We start from the raw sequence: 18,362 nt of genomic DNA, 5'->3' as shown, positions 1-18,362 counted from the left end.
GAATCTCCCAGGAAGGTGGTGCTTGCGGCCCCACGCTAGGGCGGATACCGGGCGGAACCCGCCCGGTATCCGGGGCAGACTTGTCGGTATGTCCCGGCCCATCGCGCGCGTCCTCACCCTGCTGGAGCTGCTGCAGTCCGGCGGTCTGCGGACCGTCGCCGAACTCGCCGGCCGGCTCGGCGTCGACGAGCGCACGGTGCGCCGGTACGTCGATCACCTCGTCGACCTGGACATCCCCGTCGAGTCGGTGCGCGGCCGGTACGGCGGCTACCGGCTGGCCCCCGGCTACCGCATGCCCCCGCTGATGCTGAGCGACGACGAGGCGCTCGCCGTACTGCTTGGCCTGGTCGCCGGCCGGCGGTCCGGTCTGACGCCCGCCACCGCCGCCGCGAGCGAGACCGCGACGGCCAAGATCAGACGGGTGCTGCCCGAGCGGCTGCGCCACCGGATCGACGCCGTACTCGGCTCCCTCGCGTTCACCGACGCGCCCGGCGCCCCGGCGGCCCCGGAGAGCGCCGTCCTGCTCCCGCTCGCCGACGCCGTGCACCATCGCCGGCCGGTCTCCATCCGGTACGTCGCCGCGGACGGCCGGCACAGCGAGCGCACGCTGCACCCCTACGGGCTCGTCGCCCACGCGGGCAGGTGGTACGTGACCGGCGAGGACCGCACGGCGGGGGAGGACCGCATGTTCCGGCTGGACCGGATGCTGGGCGTGCGCACCCTGCCCGGCTCGTTCGAGCCGCCGGCCGGTCCCGACCCCGCGCAGCGGGTCCTGCGGGGTCTCGCCACGGCTCCGTACCGGCACGAGGTGACGGTGCGGGTCCAGGGGGCCGCCGAGGACGTCCGGGCCCGGCTGCCCGCCGGTGTCGCGATCGTGGCGGAACTGCCGCCGGAGGGCGGCGACGTCACGGAGCCCGGGCCCTGGTCCCGCGTCGACATGCGGGTGGAGCGCCTCGACTGGCTGCCCGCCGTGCTCGCCTCGCTCGATCGCCCGTTCGTCATCGAGCGCCCGGACGAACTCCGCGCCCTGGTCGCCGACTTCGCCGCGCGCCTCGCGGACTGCGCCCGCCGCGGACCGCACGAAGCGTGAGGGGCCGGCCGCGGCCACCTGCCGTGGGCCCGCACCAACTATTTCGCGCCAGAGTATTGACCTCTCATTCATTCACTCTCATCCTGCATAGACATATGCAGGCCGGTGAGGGAACTGCGGAAGAGGGCATACGTATGACAAACGTGGTCGAACAACGCTCGATCGATGTGGTTCCCGACGCCGAACGGCACGGCAGTGCCTTCAGCCAGTTCACCCTCTGGCTGGGTGCCAATCTCCAGATCACCGCGGTCGTGACCGGGGCACTCGCCGTCGTCTTCGGCGGCGGCGCCTTCTGGTCGGTCATCGGCCTGCTGCTCGGCAACCTGCTCGGCGGCGCCGTCATGGCCCTGCACTCGGCGCAGGGACCCCGCCTCGGCCTGCCGCAGATGATCTCCAGCCGGGCCCAGTTCGGCGTCCGGGGCGCCGTCGTCCCGCTGGTGCTGGTCATCGTCATGTACGTCGGCTTCTTCGCCAGCGGCAGCGTGCTGGCCGGCGAGGCCGTCGGCCGGCTCACCCACCTCGGCGACACCACCGGCATCGTGATCTTCGCCCTGGTCACCGCGGTCACCACGATCGTCGGCTACCGGCTCATCCACACCCTGGGCCGGGTCGCCAGCATCGTGTGCGCGCTCGCCTTCGTCTACCTCGGCATCCGCCTGCTGGGGCGCGCCGACCTGACCGGCCTGCTGGCCGACCGCTCCTTCCACCTGCCGCTGTTCCTGCTCGCCGTCTCGCTCTCCGCCTCCTGGCAACTGGCCTTCGGGCCGTACGTCGCCGACTACTCGCGCTACCTGCCCCGCGCCACCTCCGCCCGCGCCACCTTCTGGTGGACCCTCGGCGGCACCGCGCTCGGCTCCCAGTGGTCCATGACCTTCGGCGCTCTCGCGGCGGCCACCGCGGGCAGCGCCTTCGTGGACAACCAGGTCGGCTACGTCGTCGGGCTGGGCGGCGCCGGCCTGATGGCCTCGTTCCTGTACTTCGTCATCGCCCTCGGCAAGCTGACGGTCAATGTGCTCAACACCTACGGCGGCTTCATGTCGTTGGTGACCGGGATCGGCGGCTTCCGCACCCAGCGCACGATCTCCCCGCGGGTGCGCGCCGCCTACATCGCCGGGATCATGATCGCGGGCACCGTGATCGCCCTCCTGGGCAAGGACAGCTTCCTGAACTCCTTCAAGGACTTCCTGCTCTTCCTGCTCACGGCCTTCACCCCCTGGTCGGCGATCAACCTGGTGGACTACTACCTGATCGCCAAGGAGCGCTACGACCTGCCCGCGCTGAGCGATCCGCATGGCCGCTACGGCGCCTGGCGCGTCCGCGCCCTCGTCGTCTACGGCGTCGGCCTCCTGGTCCAACTCCCCTTCCTGGCCACGAGCTTCTACACCGGCCCGCTGGTGAAGCACCTCGGCGGCACGGACATCTCGTGGATCGTCGGCCTGGCGGTCCCGGCACTCCTCTACTGGCTCGCGGCCCACCGGGACACCGCTCACGTCCCGGACCGCATGATCCTCACCGCCGAGCCGGGGACGAAGGCGCAGACCCCCGTCTCCTGATCCCGGCCCGCCCCCGCAGCAACACCTCGAAGCCCGCCCTCAGGTCCTGCTTCAGATCGGCCAGGGCCTCGAAGCCGACGTGCACCCGGATCAGGGGCCCCCGACCCGCCCATGTGCCGGGCAGCCGGTGGGAGACGGGGTCGGCGGGCACGATCAGGCTCTCGTAACCGCCGTAGCTGTGGCCGAGGCCGAACAGGCGGAGCCGGTCCAGCATCGCGTCGATGTCCGGTTTGCCGAAGCCCGGGTCGAGCTCCACCCCGAACAGGCCGGCCGCACCGGTGAAGTCCCGGCGCCACAGTTCGTGGCCGGGGTCCCCGGGCAGCCCCGGGTGCAGGACCGCCGCGACGCCCTCCTGCCCGGCGAGCCAGCGTGCCAGTTCCAGGCCCTGTTCCTGGTGGCGGGCCAGGCGCACGTCGAGGGTGCGCAGCCCGCGCAGGCCCAGATAGGCGTCGTCGGCCCCCGCGCACTGGCCGAGCCGCATCGCCGCGCCCCGGACGAGCGGGTAACTCTCCTCGGTGCAGACGACGGCGCCGAGGATGCTGTCCGCGTGCCCCGTCAGGTACTTGGTCGCGGAGTGCACCACCGCGTCCACGCCCGCGCCCAGGGCCAGCGGGCGGTGGAAGGCCGGTGTGGCCCAGGTGTTGTCGGCGATCGTGGTCACCCCGTGCGCCCGGCAGACGGCGGTGATCGCCGGGATGTCCTGCACCTCGAAGGTGGTGGAGCCCGGGGACTCGAAGTACAGCAACCTCGTCCGCGGGCGGATCAGCCGGGCGACGGCGGCGCCGTCCGCGGTCGGTTCGTAGTACTCGGTCTCCACACCCAGCGCCGCGAGCGAGTCGCAGAACCTCCGGGTCGGCAGGTACACCGAGTCGCTGACCAGGATGTGGTCGCCGGCCTGGACGTAGGCGAGGATCGTCGTCGTGATCGCGGAGAGGCCGGAGCAGGTCACCACCGTGGCGTGGCCGCCCTCCAGCTCGGTCAGCGCCTCCTCGAAGGCCCGGCTGGTGGGCGTGCCGAACCGGCCGTAGACCGGGCCGCCCCGTTTGAGCGGGTCGGCCTGGGAGGCGTCCATCTCGGCCACGTCCCGGTAGAGGACCGTGGAGGCGTGGTGCACGGGCGGGTTGACGTAGCCGCCCTGCCGGCGCGGGTCCGAACCGGCGTGCACGTACCGGGTCTGCGGCGTGTCGACGGGCTCGTTCACCGGCCCACCGCCGGTTCGGGCAGCGGCGGTTCGGCGGCCGCCGGCCGCCGGTCGCGGCCCAGCGCCAGGGCGAGCAGCGCCGCGACCGCGCACTGCGCCGCCACCACCAGCCAGAACCCGCCCAGGTGTCCGCCGGACCTGTAGTGGGCGAAGACGAAACCGCCGACGACACCGGCCAGGAGCCCGCCGACGCCGCCCGTGAGCCGCTGCACGCCGAAGGCGAACGCCGCGCTGCGGGGCAGGAGTTCGACCAGCTCCAGGTCACAGCGCAGGAAGAGGAAGATCTCGCCCATGGTGAACAGCGCGGTGCCGGCCAGCAGGGCCGGGGTGCCGCCGAGCGCCATGACCGCCATGCCGGCCGCCATCACCGCGAACGAACCGGCCATCAGCAGCCGGTAGTCGGCCCGCGCGATACGCTCGGCCAGCACCGGCTGGAGCACCACCACCATGGCGCAGTTGAGCAGCATCACCCAGCCCAGCGCCTGGATGTCGGACACCCCGGCCGCGTACAGGCCGATGAAGCTCTGGAAGAAGAAGTACAGGTAGTAGGCGAGCGCGGTGAACAGCACCGGGCGCAACGCCCCGCGCAGCGCCGCCCACTTCCCGGCGGGCCCCTCCGCCCCGGACGTCCCCGGCGCCGCGGCGGGCCGGCGCTCGACCGGCTTCAGGGTGACCTGGTGGGCCACGGTGATCAGCGCGAAGAGCCCGGCCAGACCGATGAGCAGCGCCATCGGGTCGGCGTCGACCAGCAGCGCGGCCAGCAACGGACCGAGCCCCATGCCGGCGTTGAGCGCGGCGCTGCTCACCCCGAGGAACAGCGGGCGAAGTTCGTCGGAGACGCTGGTGACGATGTACGCCTTGTTCGCCGGGAGGTACAGCGCCGGACCGCCGGCCACGAGGACCACGGCCGGGTACGCCACCCAGGGCACCTTGACGGCCACCCCGAGCAGCACCAGTCCGGCCGTGCGCAGGGTCAGCGCGAACACCATGGTCCGCTTGAGCCCGAGCCGGTCCACGACCGCGCCGCCCAGGATGCTGCCGCCGAACTGGATGAAGGTGGCCACCGCCACCAGCACCCCGGCCACCCGGACGTCCAGGTGGACGGCCTCGACCATGAGCACCCCGATGAACGGGGTGACCATGTAACTGCCCAGCGCGACGACGAACGACAGCACGATCAGGGCCTTGAGCGCGGCCGGCAGCGCGGTGAACGTCCGGTACTTCGCGGCCAGTCCGCCGCGGACGCGCCCCCCGCTCACGGTGAATCGCTCCCGCCGGTGGCCACCGGGCGCTGCGAGGGCAGGCCCCACTCGCTCCACGAACCGTCGTACACGGCGAGTTCGCGGTAGCCCGCCAGGGTGGCGCCGAGCGCGAGGACGCAGGCCGTGACCCCCGAGCCGCAGCTGAAGTACAGCCGCTCCCGGTCCCCGGCCGCCGCCTTGAACGCCGTACGCAGCTCCTGCGCCGGACGCATCACGCCGCCGTCGTGCTGGAGTTCGCCGAAGGGCAGGCTGGCCGAGCCGGGCATGTGGCCGCCGCGCAGGCCCGGGCGGGGCTCGGGGGCGGTGCCCGCGTAACGTTCCCGGGTGCGCGCGTCGAGCACCGCGGCACGCGGGTCGGCGAGGGCGGCGGCGACGGTGTCGGCGTCCACGATCAGGCCGGCCCGGGGCCGGGCGGTGAACGTGCCGCGCGGGCCGTCGTACGCGGCGGGCTCGGCCTCGACCGGGTGGCCGGCCGAGGTCCAGGCGGGCAGACCGCCGTCCAGCACGGCGACCCGGTCGAAGCCCATGGCGCGCAGCATCCACCAGGCGCGGGCGCTGGAGTAGATGCCCTGGGCGTCGTAGACGACGACCGTGTCGGTGTCGTGCAGCCCGAGCGTGCGCAGCGCCTCGGTGAACTCGGCGGCGCCGGGCATGGTGTGCGGCACCGCGCTGGTGTGGTCGGACAGGTCCCCGTCGAGGTCGAAGGGGCGGGCCCCGGGGATGCGCGCGGCGGCGCCCCGGCGGGCGCCGACCGAGGCGTCGAAGAGGACCAGGCCCTCCCCGAGCCGCCCGGCCACCCAGTCGGCGTCCACGAGCGGCCCGGCCGGCTCGACGGTGGTGTGCTCAGGGGGCGTTGTGGCGCTCACGCGGTACCTCCGCAGGACTCGGCGGGCCGCCACCGGGAGTTGTCGGAGAACCAGCCCGCCACATGTTCGAGATTGGCAGCCACATCCTCCTCGCTGTCCCCGTCGACCACGTAACCGGCCAGGAACAAGCCGGACTTCACCCCGCCGTGGAACTCCTGGCCGACGCTCCCGGTGAGCATCACCTCGCGGACGCACCCGGGCTGCTCGGCCGTCGCGGTGGGCAACTGCTCCAGCACCCCGTTCCGCGGCGGGATGCACAGGGCCCCGGCGGGCCGGTACTCCGGGGTGCCCAGCGTCGAGGGCAGACCGCACTCGGCGTACAGCCACTCCTTGTCCAGGTCGATCCCGAAGGCGTGCCGGACCATCGCGCTGATCATGCCGCCACCGGTACGGCTGGCGATCTCACAGAAGACCAGCCGGTCGTCCGGCGTGATCCAGAACTCGGCGTGGAAGGCGGTCCGGGGCGGCGTCGGCAGCTCGGCCAGCACCGCCCGTGCCGCCTTGACCAGCCGGTCGTACAGCGGGTCCTCACGGGTGAGCGGCAGGTTGGCCACCCAGTCGTTGTTCCGGAAGGACAGGCAGTCGTTGAGGTAGCGGAAGGGATGGACGAAGACGACCTCCCCGCCGGCCACCAGCCCGTCCACGTGGTACATCTGCCCCGGTACGAACACCTCGATCTCGCTGGTCCCCCGCCAGGGGTTCGCCAGGTAGGCGTCCAGTTCCGCCTCGTCGCGGATGATCGCCGCGCCCAGCGAGCCCGACTCGGACACCGGCTTGATCACGACCGGGTAGCCGTGCTCGGCGACGAAGTCGAGGGCGGTGTAGGCCGAGTCGAGCCGGCGGTAGGCCGGGACGTCGACGGGGCCGCCCGCGAGGTGGTCCTTCATCACCACCTTGTCGCGGAAGGCCAGCGCGCTCGCGGTGTGCTGGCCCGGCAGTCCGAGCAGCTCCCGCAGCTGGGCCGCGCGCACGACGTCGGCCTCGGCGCGGGCGAAGACCGCCTCGACCGCGAACTCGCGGGCCAGCCGCAGCGCGGTCTTCTCGACCAGCTGGTTGGTGTCGTACGCGTCGAAGGCGTGCACGTGCGGGAGGTGGGAGTAGCCCTGCGCGTACTCCCGGGCGGTCACGATGACCGGGACGATCCCCGAGCCGGCCAGCCACTGGTCGTACGGGGTCTTGGCGTAGGGCGTCTTGGCGAAGACGAGGATGTGACGCATGGCGGGTCTTTCTCTCGGTTCAGGACGCGGAGTCGGTGAGCAGCGGCAGCCGGCGCCGCTCCGGGACCCGGGAGATCAGGCCGAGTTCCTCGGACAGCTCGGTGGCGAAGCAGCCGTCCTTGTACGTGCCGGCGAGCCGCTTGGCGGTGAACGCCTCGATCCCCTCGTGGTCGAACTCCACGTCGTACGTGGTGGCGTCGCTGGTGACGGTGCGGGTCAGGATGCCGAGGTGCGGCTCGAAGGTGTTGACGCAGCCGACGATGTCGCCGATCTTCTCGCGGCGGCCCTCGGGTCCCTCCGAGAGCACCTCCTCCTGCGCGGGAATGGCGGCGAAGAGCTGACGGCCGGCCCGGCACCAGCCGACGTGGCCGGGGAAGCCCATCGCCTTGATCCCGAAGGTGCCGAAGTCCTCGCTGACGCCGAGCTGGAAGCCGAGCGGAATCGTCTCGTGCAGCCACTTGAAGTCCCGGTAGGCCTGCTCGACCTCCTCGCGGCTCAGGCGCAGTTCGGGGTGGCGGTTGCCGTGGTCGGTGAAGTTGTTGAACCGGACGGTGGCCACGCCCAGCTTGTTGAAGTAGTGGGCGTAGCGCTCCAGGGAGGTGCGGCCGTGGTTGTGCCGGCCGATGGTGACACCGATGTTGACGCGGAAGGCGTCCTCGGGGGCGACGCCCTCGTTGTACTCGGCGATCCGGCGCAGCACCTCCTCGGTGTCCGCGCCCGAGAAGACGCCCTTGATGGGGTACGTCTTGTGGTCCGTGACCCGGAGGTTCTCGTCGATCACGCCGTGGTAGGTGATGGAGATGGTGCCGTAGCCGTTCTCCACCGCCCGGTCGAGGAGTTCCCGCCAGTTGTCGGCGAGCAGCGGACGGCCGCTGGTCCAGGCGTCGCCCTTCTCCATGGTCGCGGTCGGCGTGTGGTCCAGCTCCTGCCGGAACTCGCGGTTGTTGGCCGGGCCGTAGAGGTTCATGAACTCGCCGTCGTAGGCGAAGCTGTCCACGTAGCGCGGGTAGACGTGGTACCCGTGCGACCGCAGGCCCGCCAGGATGCGGGGGCCCTCCTCCATGGCGAAGGACTTGTCGTACACCTTCTCGTAGTTGACGAACCAGCAGTGCGCGCACTTCTGGCCGCAGGTGTTCTTGCCGACCTTGGTGTCGAGGTCGAGGTAGATGTGGATGTCGTCGGGCTCTATGTCCTTGAAGGGCGTGGAGAACGGGACATCGCCGTGGAAGTCATAGGAAATCGGAGCGTTCTGGACGGACATGTGGCCCCCGATGCGGTGTTTGTCGTCTGGAAGGAGACAAAGAGACAGAGACAAAGAGACAGGAAGGAAGGGCGGAAGGGGAGTTGCGGGGAGGGACGGGGCGCCGCGGTGCGGCTCCGCGTCAGAGACGAGGCGCGGGCGCGGTGGTGACCACCGGGCGGGCGGTGAGTTCCGCGACGGCCGCCGCGCAGGCGTCGGTGCCGGCCGCGGTCAGGACGGCCATGCCCAGCCGGTCGGCGGAAGAGCGCAGCGGGCGCACCTCGTCCCCGGGCCGGACGGTGAGGTCCCAGGCGTGCACCCGCCCCCGCGTGAGGGCGGGCGGCGGCGCGACGGCCGTCACGCGTCCGGGCGGGGCGGTGAGGAAGACGGTGGCGGCCGCGGCGGCCGTGGCGGGGCCCCGCCGGACCCCGGCGCCGATCGCCCAGCCGAGGGCGGCGCGCCGCCACTCGACCCCGGTGGTGAGCTGGACCAGGTCCGCGATGCCGTCGCCGCCGAGCCGGGTGTGGGTCTCGATCACGACGACCTTGTCGCCGTCGACCATGACCTCGGTGTGGCTGGGGCCGTCGGTGAGCCCGAGGGCGTCGAGCAGTTCGCCGACCGCCCGGGCGACCAGCTCCTGGCGGCGCGGGTCCAGGGAGGGCGGCGGCATCATATGGCTGACCTCGACGAAACCGTCCGCGGTGCCCTTCTCGGCGATGCCGATGACGGTGTGCCGCCCGCTCTCGGAGAGGGCCTCGACGCTGAACTCCCGCCCCTCGGCGAACTGTTCGAACAAGGTGGCGGCCGTGCGGCGCTCCGCCGGGAGCGCGTCGGCGCTCTCCACCAGGGCGATGGAGGTGCTGCCCACCCCGTCGACCGGCTTGGCCACGGCCCGGCCGTGGACGGCGAACAGCCGGTCCACCGCCGCCGTGTCGTCGCCGGCGGCGAAGGCCGGGTTCAGATGCGGTGCCTCGCGCTCCAGGATGCGCCGCATGGCGAGTTTGTCGCGGGTGGCGTGCACGACGGCCGGATCGACTCCGGTGACACCGAGCAGGCGGGCGGCCAGCGCGGCCGGCTCCAGGCCGAACTCGGTGAGCGAGACGACGGCGGTGGGTCGCAGGGGGCGCAGCACCTCGTCGGTGAAGGTCAGGAAGGCGGGCAGGTCCCGGAAGTCGGCCGTCAGCACCCGGGTGCCCGGGTCGAGGGCGGGAGCGCCGGGCAGCTGTACGTGGACCAGTTCGCCGGGCAGGGACGCCGCCGCCCTCGCCACGGTCGGGTTGGCGCCGACGATCACCAGAGTGGAGACGTCGTCCGTGTTCCCCGGACAGTCCTCGTCCGGGCCGTCCGCGTTCACTGCGTCCACTTTTCCTCCCCCGTTCCGCGCCGATCGCTCCTTCGGCCGACGCGGCGAGCAAGACAATCGCAAGCGTGCTCTGAGGATGTCAACAGGGTCACGCACAGTGACAATCGCGCCCGACCGAGGGCCTGACCTGGCATCGGCCCGTCTCCACAAGGGACGCTTCACGAGTTGTACGGCCGGTCGACGCCCGGCGTCGGCCTGCGCGCGGGCGCCCCTCGGCATGTCATTCCGGCCATCTTTCAGGCCACTACGACACACTCCGTTCACAAAACCCCAGCACGACGTCCGGATCGTCGGCGGATTTCGGACAAACGCCGGACCCGGGTGACGTGTGACGACGATCCGGGGAGAGCGGTCCGTTTCCGGCGAGGCCTGAGCGGTCCCGGGGCCGTGCGGGCACGGACGGCGAGGTCCTTCCGGACCCCGGGCGCGGGGTGGCGGGGCGCTACCGCCCGGGGGTCGCGGCGTCCGCCCGGTCGGACCGCAGCCGCGCGGCCAGCCGGGCCACCTCGGCGTACAGCGGGTGGTCGTGGGCCACTCCCCAGCGGTGCAGGTAGACGAGCAGCTGGGTGATCACCGTGTCGTACTCCACGAGCACGGAACTCCTCTTACCGGTGAGCTGCTCGACGTGCATCAGGTACTGATAGGTGGGTTCGTCGATCTTCCCGTGCGACTTGAAGCTCGCGGCGTAACGGGCGACCCCCTTCCGCTGGTCGCTCGCGTAGTCGAGCTTCGCCCCGAAGAGTTCGCTCTGGGCGGCGGTCAGCGTCCCCCCGTCCTGTTCCAGCAGGTTTTTCAGGAAATCGATCTCCGCATTCCGTTCCTCGGCCAGCCGGCGGATCTCGTCGTCGCCGAGCCCGCGCCGGAGGAGCAGCAGGATCGGGGTATTCGCATAGCTTTCGCCCGCGTCCACATGGGTGAGTTCGTGGGCGAGCGAACCGAGCCGTTCGGTCGTGCCCTGTCCCTGGTACACGGCGTGCCTCATGGAGTACTTCTCGGCGGATCCCACGGGGGAGAGGGACGTACCCGGCATCCCGGTCGTGAAGCCGACGATGCCGCGGTGCGCCAGCAGATCGCCCAGCAGGTCCCGGGTGATCCGCGGGGCGCCGGGGTCCTGCCGGATGGCGTCCAGGCGGTCCAGATCGTCCTCGACCAGCCTGCGCCTCTCGTCCTCCGGCAGATCCCTGACCACGCCGTTCACCCAGTCCGCGAGCCGGGCGTTGGTGAGGGACAGATCGCTGTCCACGGCCGCGCCGGTCTCCTGGATGCGCCCGAGGACGGTGTCCTGCGCGGCCAGCAGCAGGCGTGCCTGGGCCGGTTTGTCCGCCGTGTTCCTGGCCTCCTCCAGTTGCCGGCAGATCTCCTGGTGGGCGCGTACCTGCTCGATGATCTCCTCGATGACCGCGTCCAGCCGGATGTCGTTGGATTCCGCGTGGCTTTCCGCGACCAGGGAATCGACCTCCGCCTGGTGCCTTTTCGATTTCGAGTTCCTGGCGTACTCCTCGGCGGCGGCCCTGATTTTCTCCAGTTGCCTGGACCGGGCGCCGTAACCGTCCTGCGGCAGTTGGTGATAGGCCGCGAGTTCCCGCTCGACCGCCGCGATGGAAGAGCCGCGCTTCTCGAAGCGGCCCACGGCGGTGCGCCGCCGGAATTCCTCGACCGAGATCAGGCGGGCGACGGGCAGTCCGGCAACCGGTCGCCCGGCCGGCGCCGGAGCCGGGGCGCCGGCCGGGGCGCCGGCCGCGACCCGTTCCGCCTCGCGCTCGAACCGGTCCGACGGATCGCTGAGCGCCAGTCCGGCGCCGGTGTCCGACCCGGCGACCGGACCGCGCCGCTGCTGCACGACATGCGTCAGCTCATGGACGAGCACCTCCCGCCCCGCGTCGGACGCGGTGTCGTAGCGGCCGCGCCGGAACACGATGTGGGAGCCGGAGGTGTAGGCCTCGGCGGCGACCGCGGCGGCGGACTCGTGCGCCGCCCGGTCGGTGTGCACCCGGACGTCGGAGAAGTCGGCGCCCAGCCTGGCCTCCATGTCGGTGCGGACCGGGTCGTCCAGCGGGCGGCCGGGGGAGCGCAGCGCCCGGCGCACCGACGCGGACCGCTGTGCCTGCGGGTCGGCATGCTCGGGCCCGGCCCGGCTCAGCAGCTCGCCGACCGCGGCGTTGCCGATCAGCCGTTGCAGGGCGGGCAGTGCGTCGGGCCGCAACGGGGCGCCCGGACCGGGGCGCCGGGCGTCCGCCGTGCGCGCCGTGGCGGGCTCGGCGCCCGCGCTTTCCTCGTGTCGCTTACGGTGTCCGCGCACGTCGCTCCTCACCACGGCGAGATCCTCCGTTCCGGTGTACGGCGCCGGCCGCCCGCCGGGTAGGGGAGAACGGGCAGGAAGCGGGGCAGAACAGGTGCCTGGCGAGGGCAACGGGCGGAAAACCGGGTGGAGTTCGGCGGAGCCTGGTCAGTGTGGCCCGGCGGCGGCGCCGTCGGTCTCCGGATCGACGACGCGGAAGCGTTCGGCGACGACCAGCGCGTCGTCGTCCACCGAAGGGGTGTAGCCGAGCAGTTCGGTCATGGTCTCGCCGGCGAAGAAGTCCCGGTGGGCGGCGGCCCACTCCGCGGCGTCCGCGTATCCGCGGCCCTCGTCCCGGGCGAACCGGTCGTCCACCTCGCCGAAGGGGATCACCCGGACCTCGGTCAGTTCGATCACGACGGCCGGCCGGTCGTCCGAGTCGAGCACCGCGTACCGGGTGCCCGTCTCGGGAACGGGCTCGCCCGCGCGCTCCAGGATCTCGGCCAGCGCCGTCATCGCGGTCTTGCGGCCGCTGATGATGGCCTCGACCCCGCGGTCGCGCTCCGGGCCGGGGAAGGCGAGGGCCAGCGTGGGGAGGTGGTCGGGTATCACGGGCCGAGCGTACCCGACACGGATCGGCGAACTCACTTCCTTTACGGGTGAGTTGGCCTGTCCGAGTCGGTGCGTTCCGACGCGGCCGGCCCGCCCGACCCCGGCAGGGGCGCGGACGGCGGCCCGGCAGAACTGCGCGGCGGCACCGGCTACTTGCTGAAGGCCCCGGTCCCGTTCGGGGTGCCGAGACCGGTCGGGCCGTCGTAACCCTGGCCCGTCTGGCACAGATACGAGCCGTCGCGGGACCATCGCCCTGATGCGCCGCCTCGGCGTCAACGCCTACCGGCTCTCCGCCGCCTGGCCGCGCGTCGTGCCCGGCGGCACCGGCCCGGTCAACCCCAAGGGGCCGGCCTCCTACGACGAGTTGGTGGACGACCTGCTCGCGGCGGGCATCACCCCGTCCGTCACCCTCTAGCACTGGGACCTGCCGCAGGTGCTCCAGGACCGCGGCGGCTGGCCGGAACGGGACACCGCCCTGGCCTTCGCCGACTACGCGTCCGCGGTCGCCGCCCGCCTCGGCGACCGGGTCACGCTGTGGACGACGCTCAACGAGCCCTCCTGCTCGGCCTGGATCGGCCACTACGAGGGCACGATGGCGCCCGGCTGGACCGATCTGACCGCCGCCGTCCGCGCCTCCTGCCATCTGCTCCTCGGCCACGGCCTCGCCACCGAGGCCGTCCGCGCCGCCGCCCCCGGCGCCCGGGTCGGCATCGTCAACAACCTCCCCACCCTGCGCCCGGCCACCGACCGCCCCGAGGACGTGGCCCGGCGTAACTCCCGCTGAAGCCCGGCGCTCTGGAGACGATCGCGGCGCCCCTGGACCGGCTGGGCCTCACCATCAAGAACAGCGGTCACCGCCACACGGAGATCGTCCGCGCCCACGGGGAACCGCGCGGCGACGCCGCCTGAGCCGGGCGCCGGTGCCACCGGGAGCGGGCGCCCGAGGGCCCCGCTCCCCGCGCCGGCCGCCCGGCCCGGTCAACCGGAGCCGGCCAGGGAGTCGGCGAAGGCCGTCACCGCGTGGACCGCCGCCTGCTCCACCAACGTGATGCCGACCTCCTCGGTGCTGCAACCGTTCAGCAGCACGGCCAGCAGATAGACACGGCCGTCCTTCTCTATCCGGCCGATGCTGTTCACGTCCCATGTGCGGGTCTGGCTGCGCTGGAGCCAGCCGTTCTTGAGGGCGGTCGGGCTGTCGCCGTCCGCCGCCGCGGACACGCCCCATGCCTGGTCGACGGCGACATGACTCATCAGGTCCCGGATGTACGCGCGCGACGCGGAGCTGAGCGGCGACGTGTCGCCGAAGACGTTCTGCAGCAGCCGGACCTGGTCCTGCGCGGTGGTCTGTGTGACGCCCCACACGGTCCCGTCACCGCCCTGCGTCTCGGTCAGGCCGAGACGTGCGTTGGCCGCGTCGAGTCCCTCCGCGCTCCCGATCTCGGTCCACAGCGCGCTCGTCGAGTCGTTGTCGCTGTTCTCGATCATCTTCGCCGCGTAGACGCGCTCCTGGGCGGTCAACGTGCGGCCGGCGTCCTGCGCTTGGAGGAGGAGCGTGGCAAGGATGTCCACCTTGACGATGCTGGCCGTGTCGAAGGAGTCGTCCCCGAACGCGGCCCACCTGCCGCTGGCGGTGTCCTGCACGGCCACGGACATCTCGTTGTCGCCGAAGAGGTCCGTGACCGGCGCGAGCGCGGTTTCGAGGCTCATCGGCTCCGGAACCGGCGAGGCGGAAGCGGAAGGGGAAGGGGCAGCGGAAGGAGAGGAGGAAGCGCCCCGTGGGGCCTTGGGGTCCGCCCGTGCACCGGGCGTGCCGGAGTGGGGGCGGGCGGCGGCGTACACGGTGACGGCGCCGGACAGGACGACGGCCGTGGTCACCGCCCATATCAGGCGGCGTCTCCGGGCCTTGCGGCGCCGCCGCTGCTCCCTGCGGGACTGGCGGCGATGGCGAGGTGGGTTCGCGGGCACGGGCGCGATAATAATCGCGTAAGAGTTCGGTTTGTTGTCGCTCTGACGATTCGACTGCTGGTGGCCGAACGCCGCCTGCCGGTGGGCGTTCGGGTGACCCCTGAACGCCACGGAACCGGCGCGGGCCGGTCGGTGGCGTGGCAGGATCCCACGGTGTGAGCGCATCCCCGGCGGTGAGAGGACTGCGGGCCGCGGTATTCGCCGCGGTGTGCGTGCTGCTCGCCGCCGCGGGGCACGGGCTGGCCATGGGCGGAATGCCGTCGCCGCGCTGCGACGCTGCCGGATTCCTCGCGGTGTTCGCGCTCGGCTGGGCGCTGGGCGGGCGGGAGCGGTCCGGGCCCGGCATCGGCGCGGTCATGCTGCTCACCCAGGCCGGACTGCACGCGGGCTTCGGCGCGGCCCGGACCGGCTCCGCCATGCCCGCCATGCCCGCCATGCCCGGCATGGCGGAACCCGCGCATCCGCTGGCCCACGCCACCGTCGCCCATCTGCTCGCCGCGCTCGCCGCCTCCTGGTGGCTGCGGCGGGGCGAGGCCGCGCTGTGGTCGCTGCTGCGCCGTACCGCCGAACTCGTTCCCGTCCTGGTCGCCTGGTGGCGGCCCACCCCGCTGCCCGCTCCCGCCGGACCGGTGCCGCGCGTGACCACCGGTGCGGGCCCCTGCCGCCGGGCCCCGCTGCGGCACGCGGTCACCCGGCGCGGGCCGCCCGCCCCGATCCCGTACCCGCCCTGACCCCTCACCTTCCTCACCCGTACGGAGATCGGTTCACCATGTCCGCACCACGCATCACCCCGCGCCGCGCCGCGACCGTCGCCGCGCTCGCCACCGCCACGGTGCTGCTCGCCGCCGGTGCCGCGTCCGCCCACGTCACCGTCCACCCGGAGAGTTACGCCAAGGGCGCCACCGACGGCGTGCTCACCTTCCGCGTGCCCAACGAGGAGGACAACGCCTCCACCACCAAGGTCCAGATCTTCCTGCCCACCGACCACCCCGTCCTCGGCGTCCTGGTCCACCCGCAGGACGGCTGGACCGCCAAGGTGACCACCACCAAGCTGAAGACGCCGGTCAAGACCGACGACGGCACGGTCACCGAGGCCGCCTCCGAGATCACCTTCAGCGGCGGCACGATCGCCGCCGGGCAGTACGCGGACTTCAACGTCGCCTTCGGTCAACTGCCCGAGGACGCAGGGCAGTTGGTCTTCAAGACGTTGCAGACGTACTCGGACGGCAAGGTGGTCCGCTGGATCGAGCAGCCCTCCTCGGGCGACGACGAGCCGGACAACCCCGCCCCGGTCCTGAAGCTCACCGCCGACGACGCCTCACCCGCCGCGGCGCCGGCCGCCGCCACCGCCGAGGCGGCCGGCGCGAGCGACTCCACCGCCCGCGGACTCGGCGTCGCGGGCCTGGTCACCGGTGTCCTGGGCCTGGCCGCCGCCGCGTTCGCGCTGGTCCGCGGACGGAGGCCGGAGCGGTCGTGACCGCGGGCCCCTCGGCGGGACGAACCCGCCGCTCGCCGACGGTGACCCGGAAGGGTGAACCGCGGCGGGCGGCGGGCACCGTCGAAGCGGAACCGGGAATGCGACCGCCGCCGCCCGTCGTTGACCCGCGCATGACCCAGGACCCCACGCAGGACGCGCTGCTCCCGCTCCTCACCGAAGGGCACGGCGGCGTACTGGTCACCCTCCGGCGCGACGGCCGCCCCCAGCTGTCCAATGTCGTCCACGCCTACGACCCCGACGAGCGGATCATCCGGATCTCCGTCACCGACGACCGCGCCAAGACGCGAAATCTGCGCCGCGACCCCCGCGCCTCGTACCACGTCACCAGCGCCGACCGCTGGGCGTACACCGTCGCCGAGGGCACGGCCGAGCTGTCCCCGGTCGCCCGGGACCTCCACGACGACACCGTGGAGGAGCTGGTCCGGGTCTACCGCGAGGTGCTCGGCGAGCACCCGGACTGGGACGACTTCCGCGCATCGATGGTCCGCGACCGCCGCCTGGTGGTGCGGCTGCGCGTCGAGCGGGCGTACGGCGTTCCCAGGCGCTGACCGCGGCCGATGGCCCGGCCCGCCACCGGGCGCCCGGCTCAGGCGACGTGGCCGGACGCCCGTTCGGTGCGCGCCTCGATCGCCCGCAGCACGGCAACCATGTCCTCGCCGCCGTGCCCCTGCGCCACGGTCTCCCGGAAGAGGGCGTGGCAGACGTCGAGGAGCGGGGAGGCCAGCCCGGCCGCGCGGGCGGCCTCGGCGACCAGCCGGTTGTTCTTCAGGACGTCGAGCGCGGCGGCCTGCACGCCGAAGTCCCGCTCGCGCAGCTTGGGCGCCTTCATCCGGGAGACGGCGCTCGCCATGGGGCCGGCGTCCAGCACGTCCAGGAACAGGCGGGGGTCCAGCCCCTGCCGTTCGGCGAAGTGGAACGCCTCGGTCAGCCCGGTCACCAGGGTGATCAGGAACAGATTGACCGACAGCTTCATCAGCAGCGCGCCCGGTGCCGCGCCGCACACGAACGTCTCGTGACACATCGGCGCGAGCAGCGGCCGCACCGTCTCCACGGCGGCCGGCTCGCCGGCGAGCATGGCGACCAGCCGCCCCTGTTCCGCGGGGACCCGGGAGCCCGAGACGGGCGCCTCGACGTAGCGGCCGCCGGCCGCGCGGATCTCGGCCTCCAGGGCACGGGAGTACTCGGCAGAGGTCGTGCCCATGTGGACGACGGTGCGTCCGGCGACCCGCGCGGCCAGCTCCGGGGTGCCGCGGCCGAGGACCGCGTCGACGGCCGCCTCGTCGGCCAGCATCAGCAGCACCACCCGCGTCCGCGCGAACACCTCACCGGGGTCGCGGGCGACCTCGGCACCGGCCGCGCGCAGCGGCTCCGTGCGGTGCGGGGTGCGGTTCCACACCACCAGCGGCGTGCCGGCCGCCGCCAGGCGCAGGGCCATGGGCCCGCCCATCACTCCGAGACCGAGGAAACCGACGTGCACGGGGGCCGCCCTTCGCACCGCGAGCCGAGTATGACAGTGGTCATAGTAGCGGCCGCTATGACGCCGGTCATAGAGTTGTCCCCGGGCCGGGCGGTCACCGCGGGCACGGCGGGACGAGGCGAGGAACGGAGGCCGGTGATGGGCGAGCGGCAGCGCGGCCCGCGCGAGCGGATGGTGTTCAGCGCGGCGCAGCTCATCCGGCGCGACGGGGTGAAGGCGACCGGGATGCGCGAGGTCGCGGCGCACGCCGGGGCGCCGCGCGGCTCCCTCCAGCACTACTTCCCGGGCGGCAAGGAACAGCTGGTGGGCGAGGCCGTCGGCTGGGCCGGGCGGTACGCGGGCAAGCGGATCGCCCGCTTCGTCGAAGGGCTGGCCGAGCCGCTGCCGAGCGCCCTGTTCGCGGCGATGGTCGCGCAGTGGACCGACGAGTACGAGCGCGACGGGTTCGCCGCGGGCTGCCCGGTCGCCGCGGCCACCGTCGACTGTGCCTCCCTGGGCGACAGCACCCGCGAGGCGGTGGCCGCCGCGTTCACCACCTGGCGCACCCCGCTCGCCGAGGTCCTGGCCCGGATGGGCGTGCCCGCCGACCGCGCCGCGGCCCTGGCCACACTGATGATCAGCACCCTGGAGGGCGCGATCCTGCTGGCCCGCGCCGAACAGGACGTACGGCCCCTGACCACGGTGGTGCGGGAACTCGGCCCGCTGCTCGACGCCGCCGTGGCCCGGCCCGCCTGAGCCAC

At 72.9% G+C, this 18,362-nt stretch carries 16 protein-coding genes and 1 pseudogene; 7 read left to right on the top strand and 10 right to left on the bottom strand.

The features are described from left to right. The first annotated feature begins 88 nt into the window (after window positions 1–88). Window positions 89–1,090: a YafY family protein gene (locus HZZ00_RS24990; RefSeq protein WP_180328566.1), complete on the top strand. Its 1,002-nt coding sequence runs from the start codon at window positions 89–91 to the stop codon at window positions 1,088–1,090. A gap of 134 nt (window positions 1,091–1,224) precedes the next feature. Continuing rightward, on the top strand, window positions 1,225–2,643 hold the full coding sequence (locus HZZ00_RS24985) for a cytosine permease (protein ID WP_180328565.1): 1,419 nt from the start codon (window positions 1,225–1,227) through the stop codon (window positions 2,641–2,643). Here the strand turns inward: HZZ00_RS24985 and metC are convergent. The 8 genes from metC to HZZ00_RS38795 all read right to left on the bottom strand — a co-directional run bounded on the left by metC (window position 2,600) and on the right by HZZ00_RS38795 (window position 12,682). Next, the gene (gene metC, locus HZZ00_RS24980) at window positions 2,600–3,844 is read right to left on the bottom strand and encodes a cystathionine beta-lyase (RefSeq protein ID WP_180328564.1); all 1,245 of its coding nucleotides are present in this window, start codon (window positions 3,842–3,844) and stop codon (window positions 2,600–2,602) included. The two genes, HZZ00_RS24985 and metC, sit on opposite strands and share 44 nt — an antisense overlap. After that, window positions 3,841–5,103, bottom strand: a complete 1,263-nt coding sequence (locus tag HZZ00_RS24975; protein WP_180328563.1) for an MFS transporter — start codon at window positions 5,101–5,103, stop codon at window positions 3,841–3,843. The genes metC and HZZ00_RS24975 overlap by 4 nt, the downstream gene beginning before the upstream one ends. Next, window positions 5,100–5,972 (bottom strand): sulfurtransferase, encoded by an 873-nt coding sequence (locus HZZ00_RS24970; protein WP_180328562.1) that lies wholly within the window; start codon window positions 5,970–5,972, stop codon window positions 5,100–5,102. The genes HZZ00_RS24975 and HZZ00_RS24970 overlap by 4 nt, the downstream gene beginning before the upstream one ends. Beyond that, window positions 5,969–7,189 carry an acetyl-CoA carboxylase biotin carboxylase subunit family protein gene (locus HZZ00_RS24965; protein ID WP_180328561.1) on the bottom strand — a complete coding sequence of 407 codons (1,221 nt, stop codon included), beginning with the start codon at window positions 7,187–7,189 and terminating at the stop codon, window positions 5,969–5,971. The genes HZZ00_RS24970 and HZZ00_RS24965 overlap by 4 nt, the downstream gene beginning before the upstream one ends. Before the next feature lie 19 nt (window positions 7,190–7,208). Continuing rightward, window positions 7,209–8,450 (bottom strand): radical SAM protein, encoded by a 1,242-nt coding sequence (locus tag HZZ00_RS24960; protein WP_180328560.1) that lies wholly within the window; start codon window positions 8,448–8,450, stop codon window positions 7,209–7,211. 121 nt (window positions 8,451–8,571) lie between these two features. Further along, on the bottom strand, window positions 8,572–9,792 hold the full coding sequence (locus tag HZZ00_RS24955) for an ATP-grasp domain-containing protein (protein WP_257585267.1): 1,221 nt from the start codon (window positions 9,790–9,792) through the stop codon (window positions 8,572–8,574). 442 nt (window positions 9,793–10,234) lie between these two features. Then, window positions 10,235–12,091 (bottom strand): DUF4157 domain-containing protein, encoded by a 1,857-nt coding sequence (locus HZZ00_RS38130; protein ID WP_219013927.1) that lies wholly within the window; start codon window positions 12,089–12,091, stop codon window positions 10,235–10,237. A 147-nt stretch (window positions 12,092–12,238) separates the two neighbouring features. Next, window positions 12,239–12,682, bottom strand: coding sequence for an ASCH domain-containing protein (locus HZZ00_RS38795; protein ID WP_257585265.1), 444 nt, complete (start codon window positions 12,680–12,682; stop codon window positions 12,239–12,241). 238 nt (window positions 12,683–12,920) lie between these two features. Here HZZ00_RS38795 and HZZ00_RS24940 point away from each other — a divergent pair. Then, window positions 12,921–13,448: pseudogene (locus tag HZZ00_RS24940) on the top strand (family 1 glycosylhydrolase); the annotation flags it as partial. A 212-nt stretch (window positions 13,449–13,660) separates the two neighbouring features. On the opposite strand, the gene HZZ00_RS24935 reads toward HZZ00_RS24940, so the two are convergent. Beyond that, on the bottom strand, window positions 13,661–14,389 hold the full coding sequence (locus HZZ00_RS24935) for a serine hydrolase (RefSeq protein WP_306856114.1): 729 nt from the start codon (window positions 14,387–14,389) through the stop codon (window positions 13,661–13,663). A 413-nt stretch (window positions 14,390–14,802) separates the two neighbouring features. Between HZZ00_RS24935 and HZZ00_RS24930 the strand changes: the two genes are divergently transcribed. The 3 genes from HZZ00_RS24930 (at window position 14,803) to HZZ00_RS24920 (ending at window position 16,693) form a co-directional block, all read left to right on the top strand. Beyond that, the gene (locus HZZ00_RS24930) at window positions 14,803–15,378 is read left to right on the top strand and encodes a hypothetical protein (protein ID WP_180328557.1); all 576 of its coding nucleotides are present in this window, start codon (window positions 14,803–14,805) and stop codon (window positions 15,376–15,378) included. Between the two features lie 38 nt (window positions 15,379–15,416). After that, a complete protein-coding gene (locus HZZ00_RS24925; RefSeq protein ID WP_180328556.1) occupies window positions 15,417–16,124 on the top strand; it encodes a YcnI family protein in 708 nt (235 codons plus the stop codon). Window positions 16,125–16,255: 131 nt separating this feature from the next. Further along, window positions 16,256–16,693, top strand: coding sequence for a TIGR03618 family F420-dependent PPOX class oxidoreductase (locus HZZ00_RS24920; RefSeq protein ID WP_180328555.1), 438 nt, complete (start codon window positions 16,256–16,258; stop codon window positions 16,691–16,693). 38 nt (window positions 16,694–16,731) lie between these two features. Here HZZ00_RS24920 and HZZ00_RS24915 read toward each other — a convergent pair whose 3' ends face one another. Continuing rightward, the gene (locus tag HZZ00_RS24915; RefSeq protein ID WP_180328554.1) at window positions 16,732–17,622 is read right to left on the bottom strand and encodes an NAD(P)-dependent oxidoreductase; all 891 of its coding nucleotides are present in this window, start codon (window positions 17,620–17,622) and stop codon (window positions 16,732–16,734) included. Between the two features lie 138 nt (window positions 17,623–17,760). Here HZZ00_RS24915 and HZZ00_RS24910 point away from each other — a divergent pair, with 138 nt between their 5' ends. Then, the gene (locus HZZ00_RS24910) at window positions 17,761–18,357 is read left to right on the top strand and encodes a TetR/AcrR family transcriptional regulator (protein ID WP_180333687.1); all 597 of its coding nucleotides are present in this window, start codon (window positions 17,761–17,763) and stop codon (window positions 18,355–18,357) included. The last annotated feature ends 5 nt before the right edge of the window (window positions 18,358–18,362 follow it).

It is taken from the genome of Streptomyces sp. NEAU-sy36 (assembly GCF_013423905.1).
Taxonomy (GTDB): Bacteria; Actinomycetota; Actinomycetes; order Streptomycetales; family Streptomycetaceae; genus Streptomyces; species Streptomyces misionensis.
Note: the sequence above shows the minus strand (reverse complement) of the source record. Positions and strands in the feature narration are given on the sequence as shown.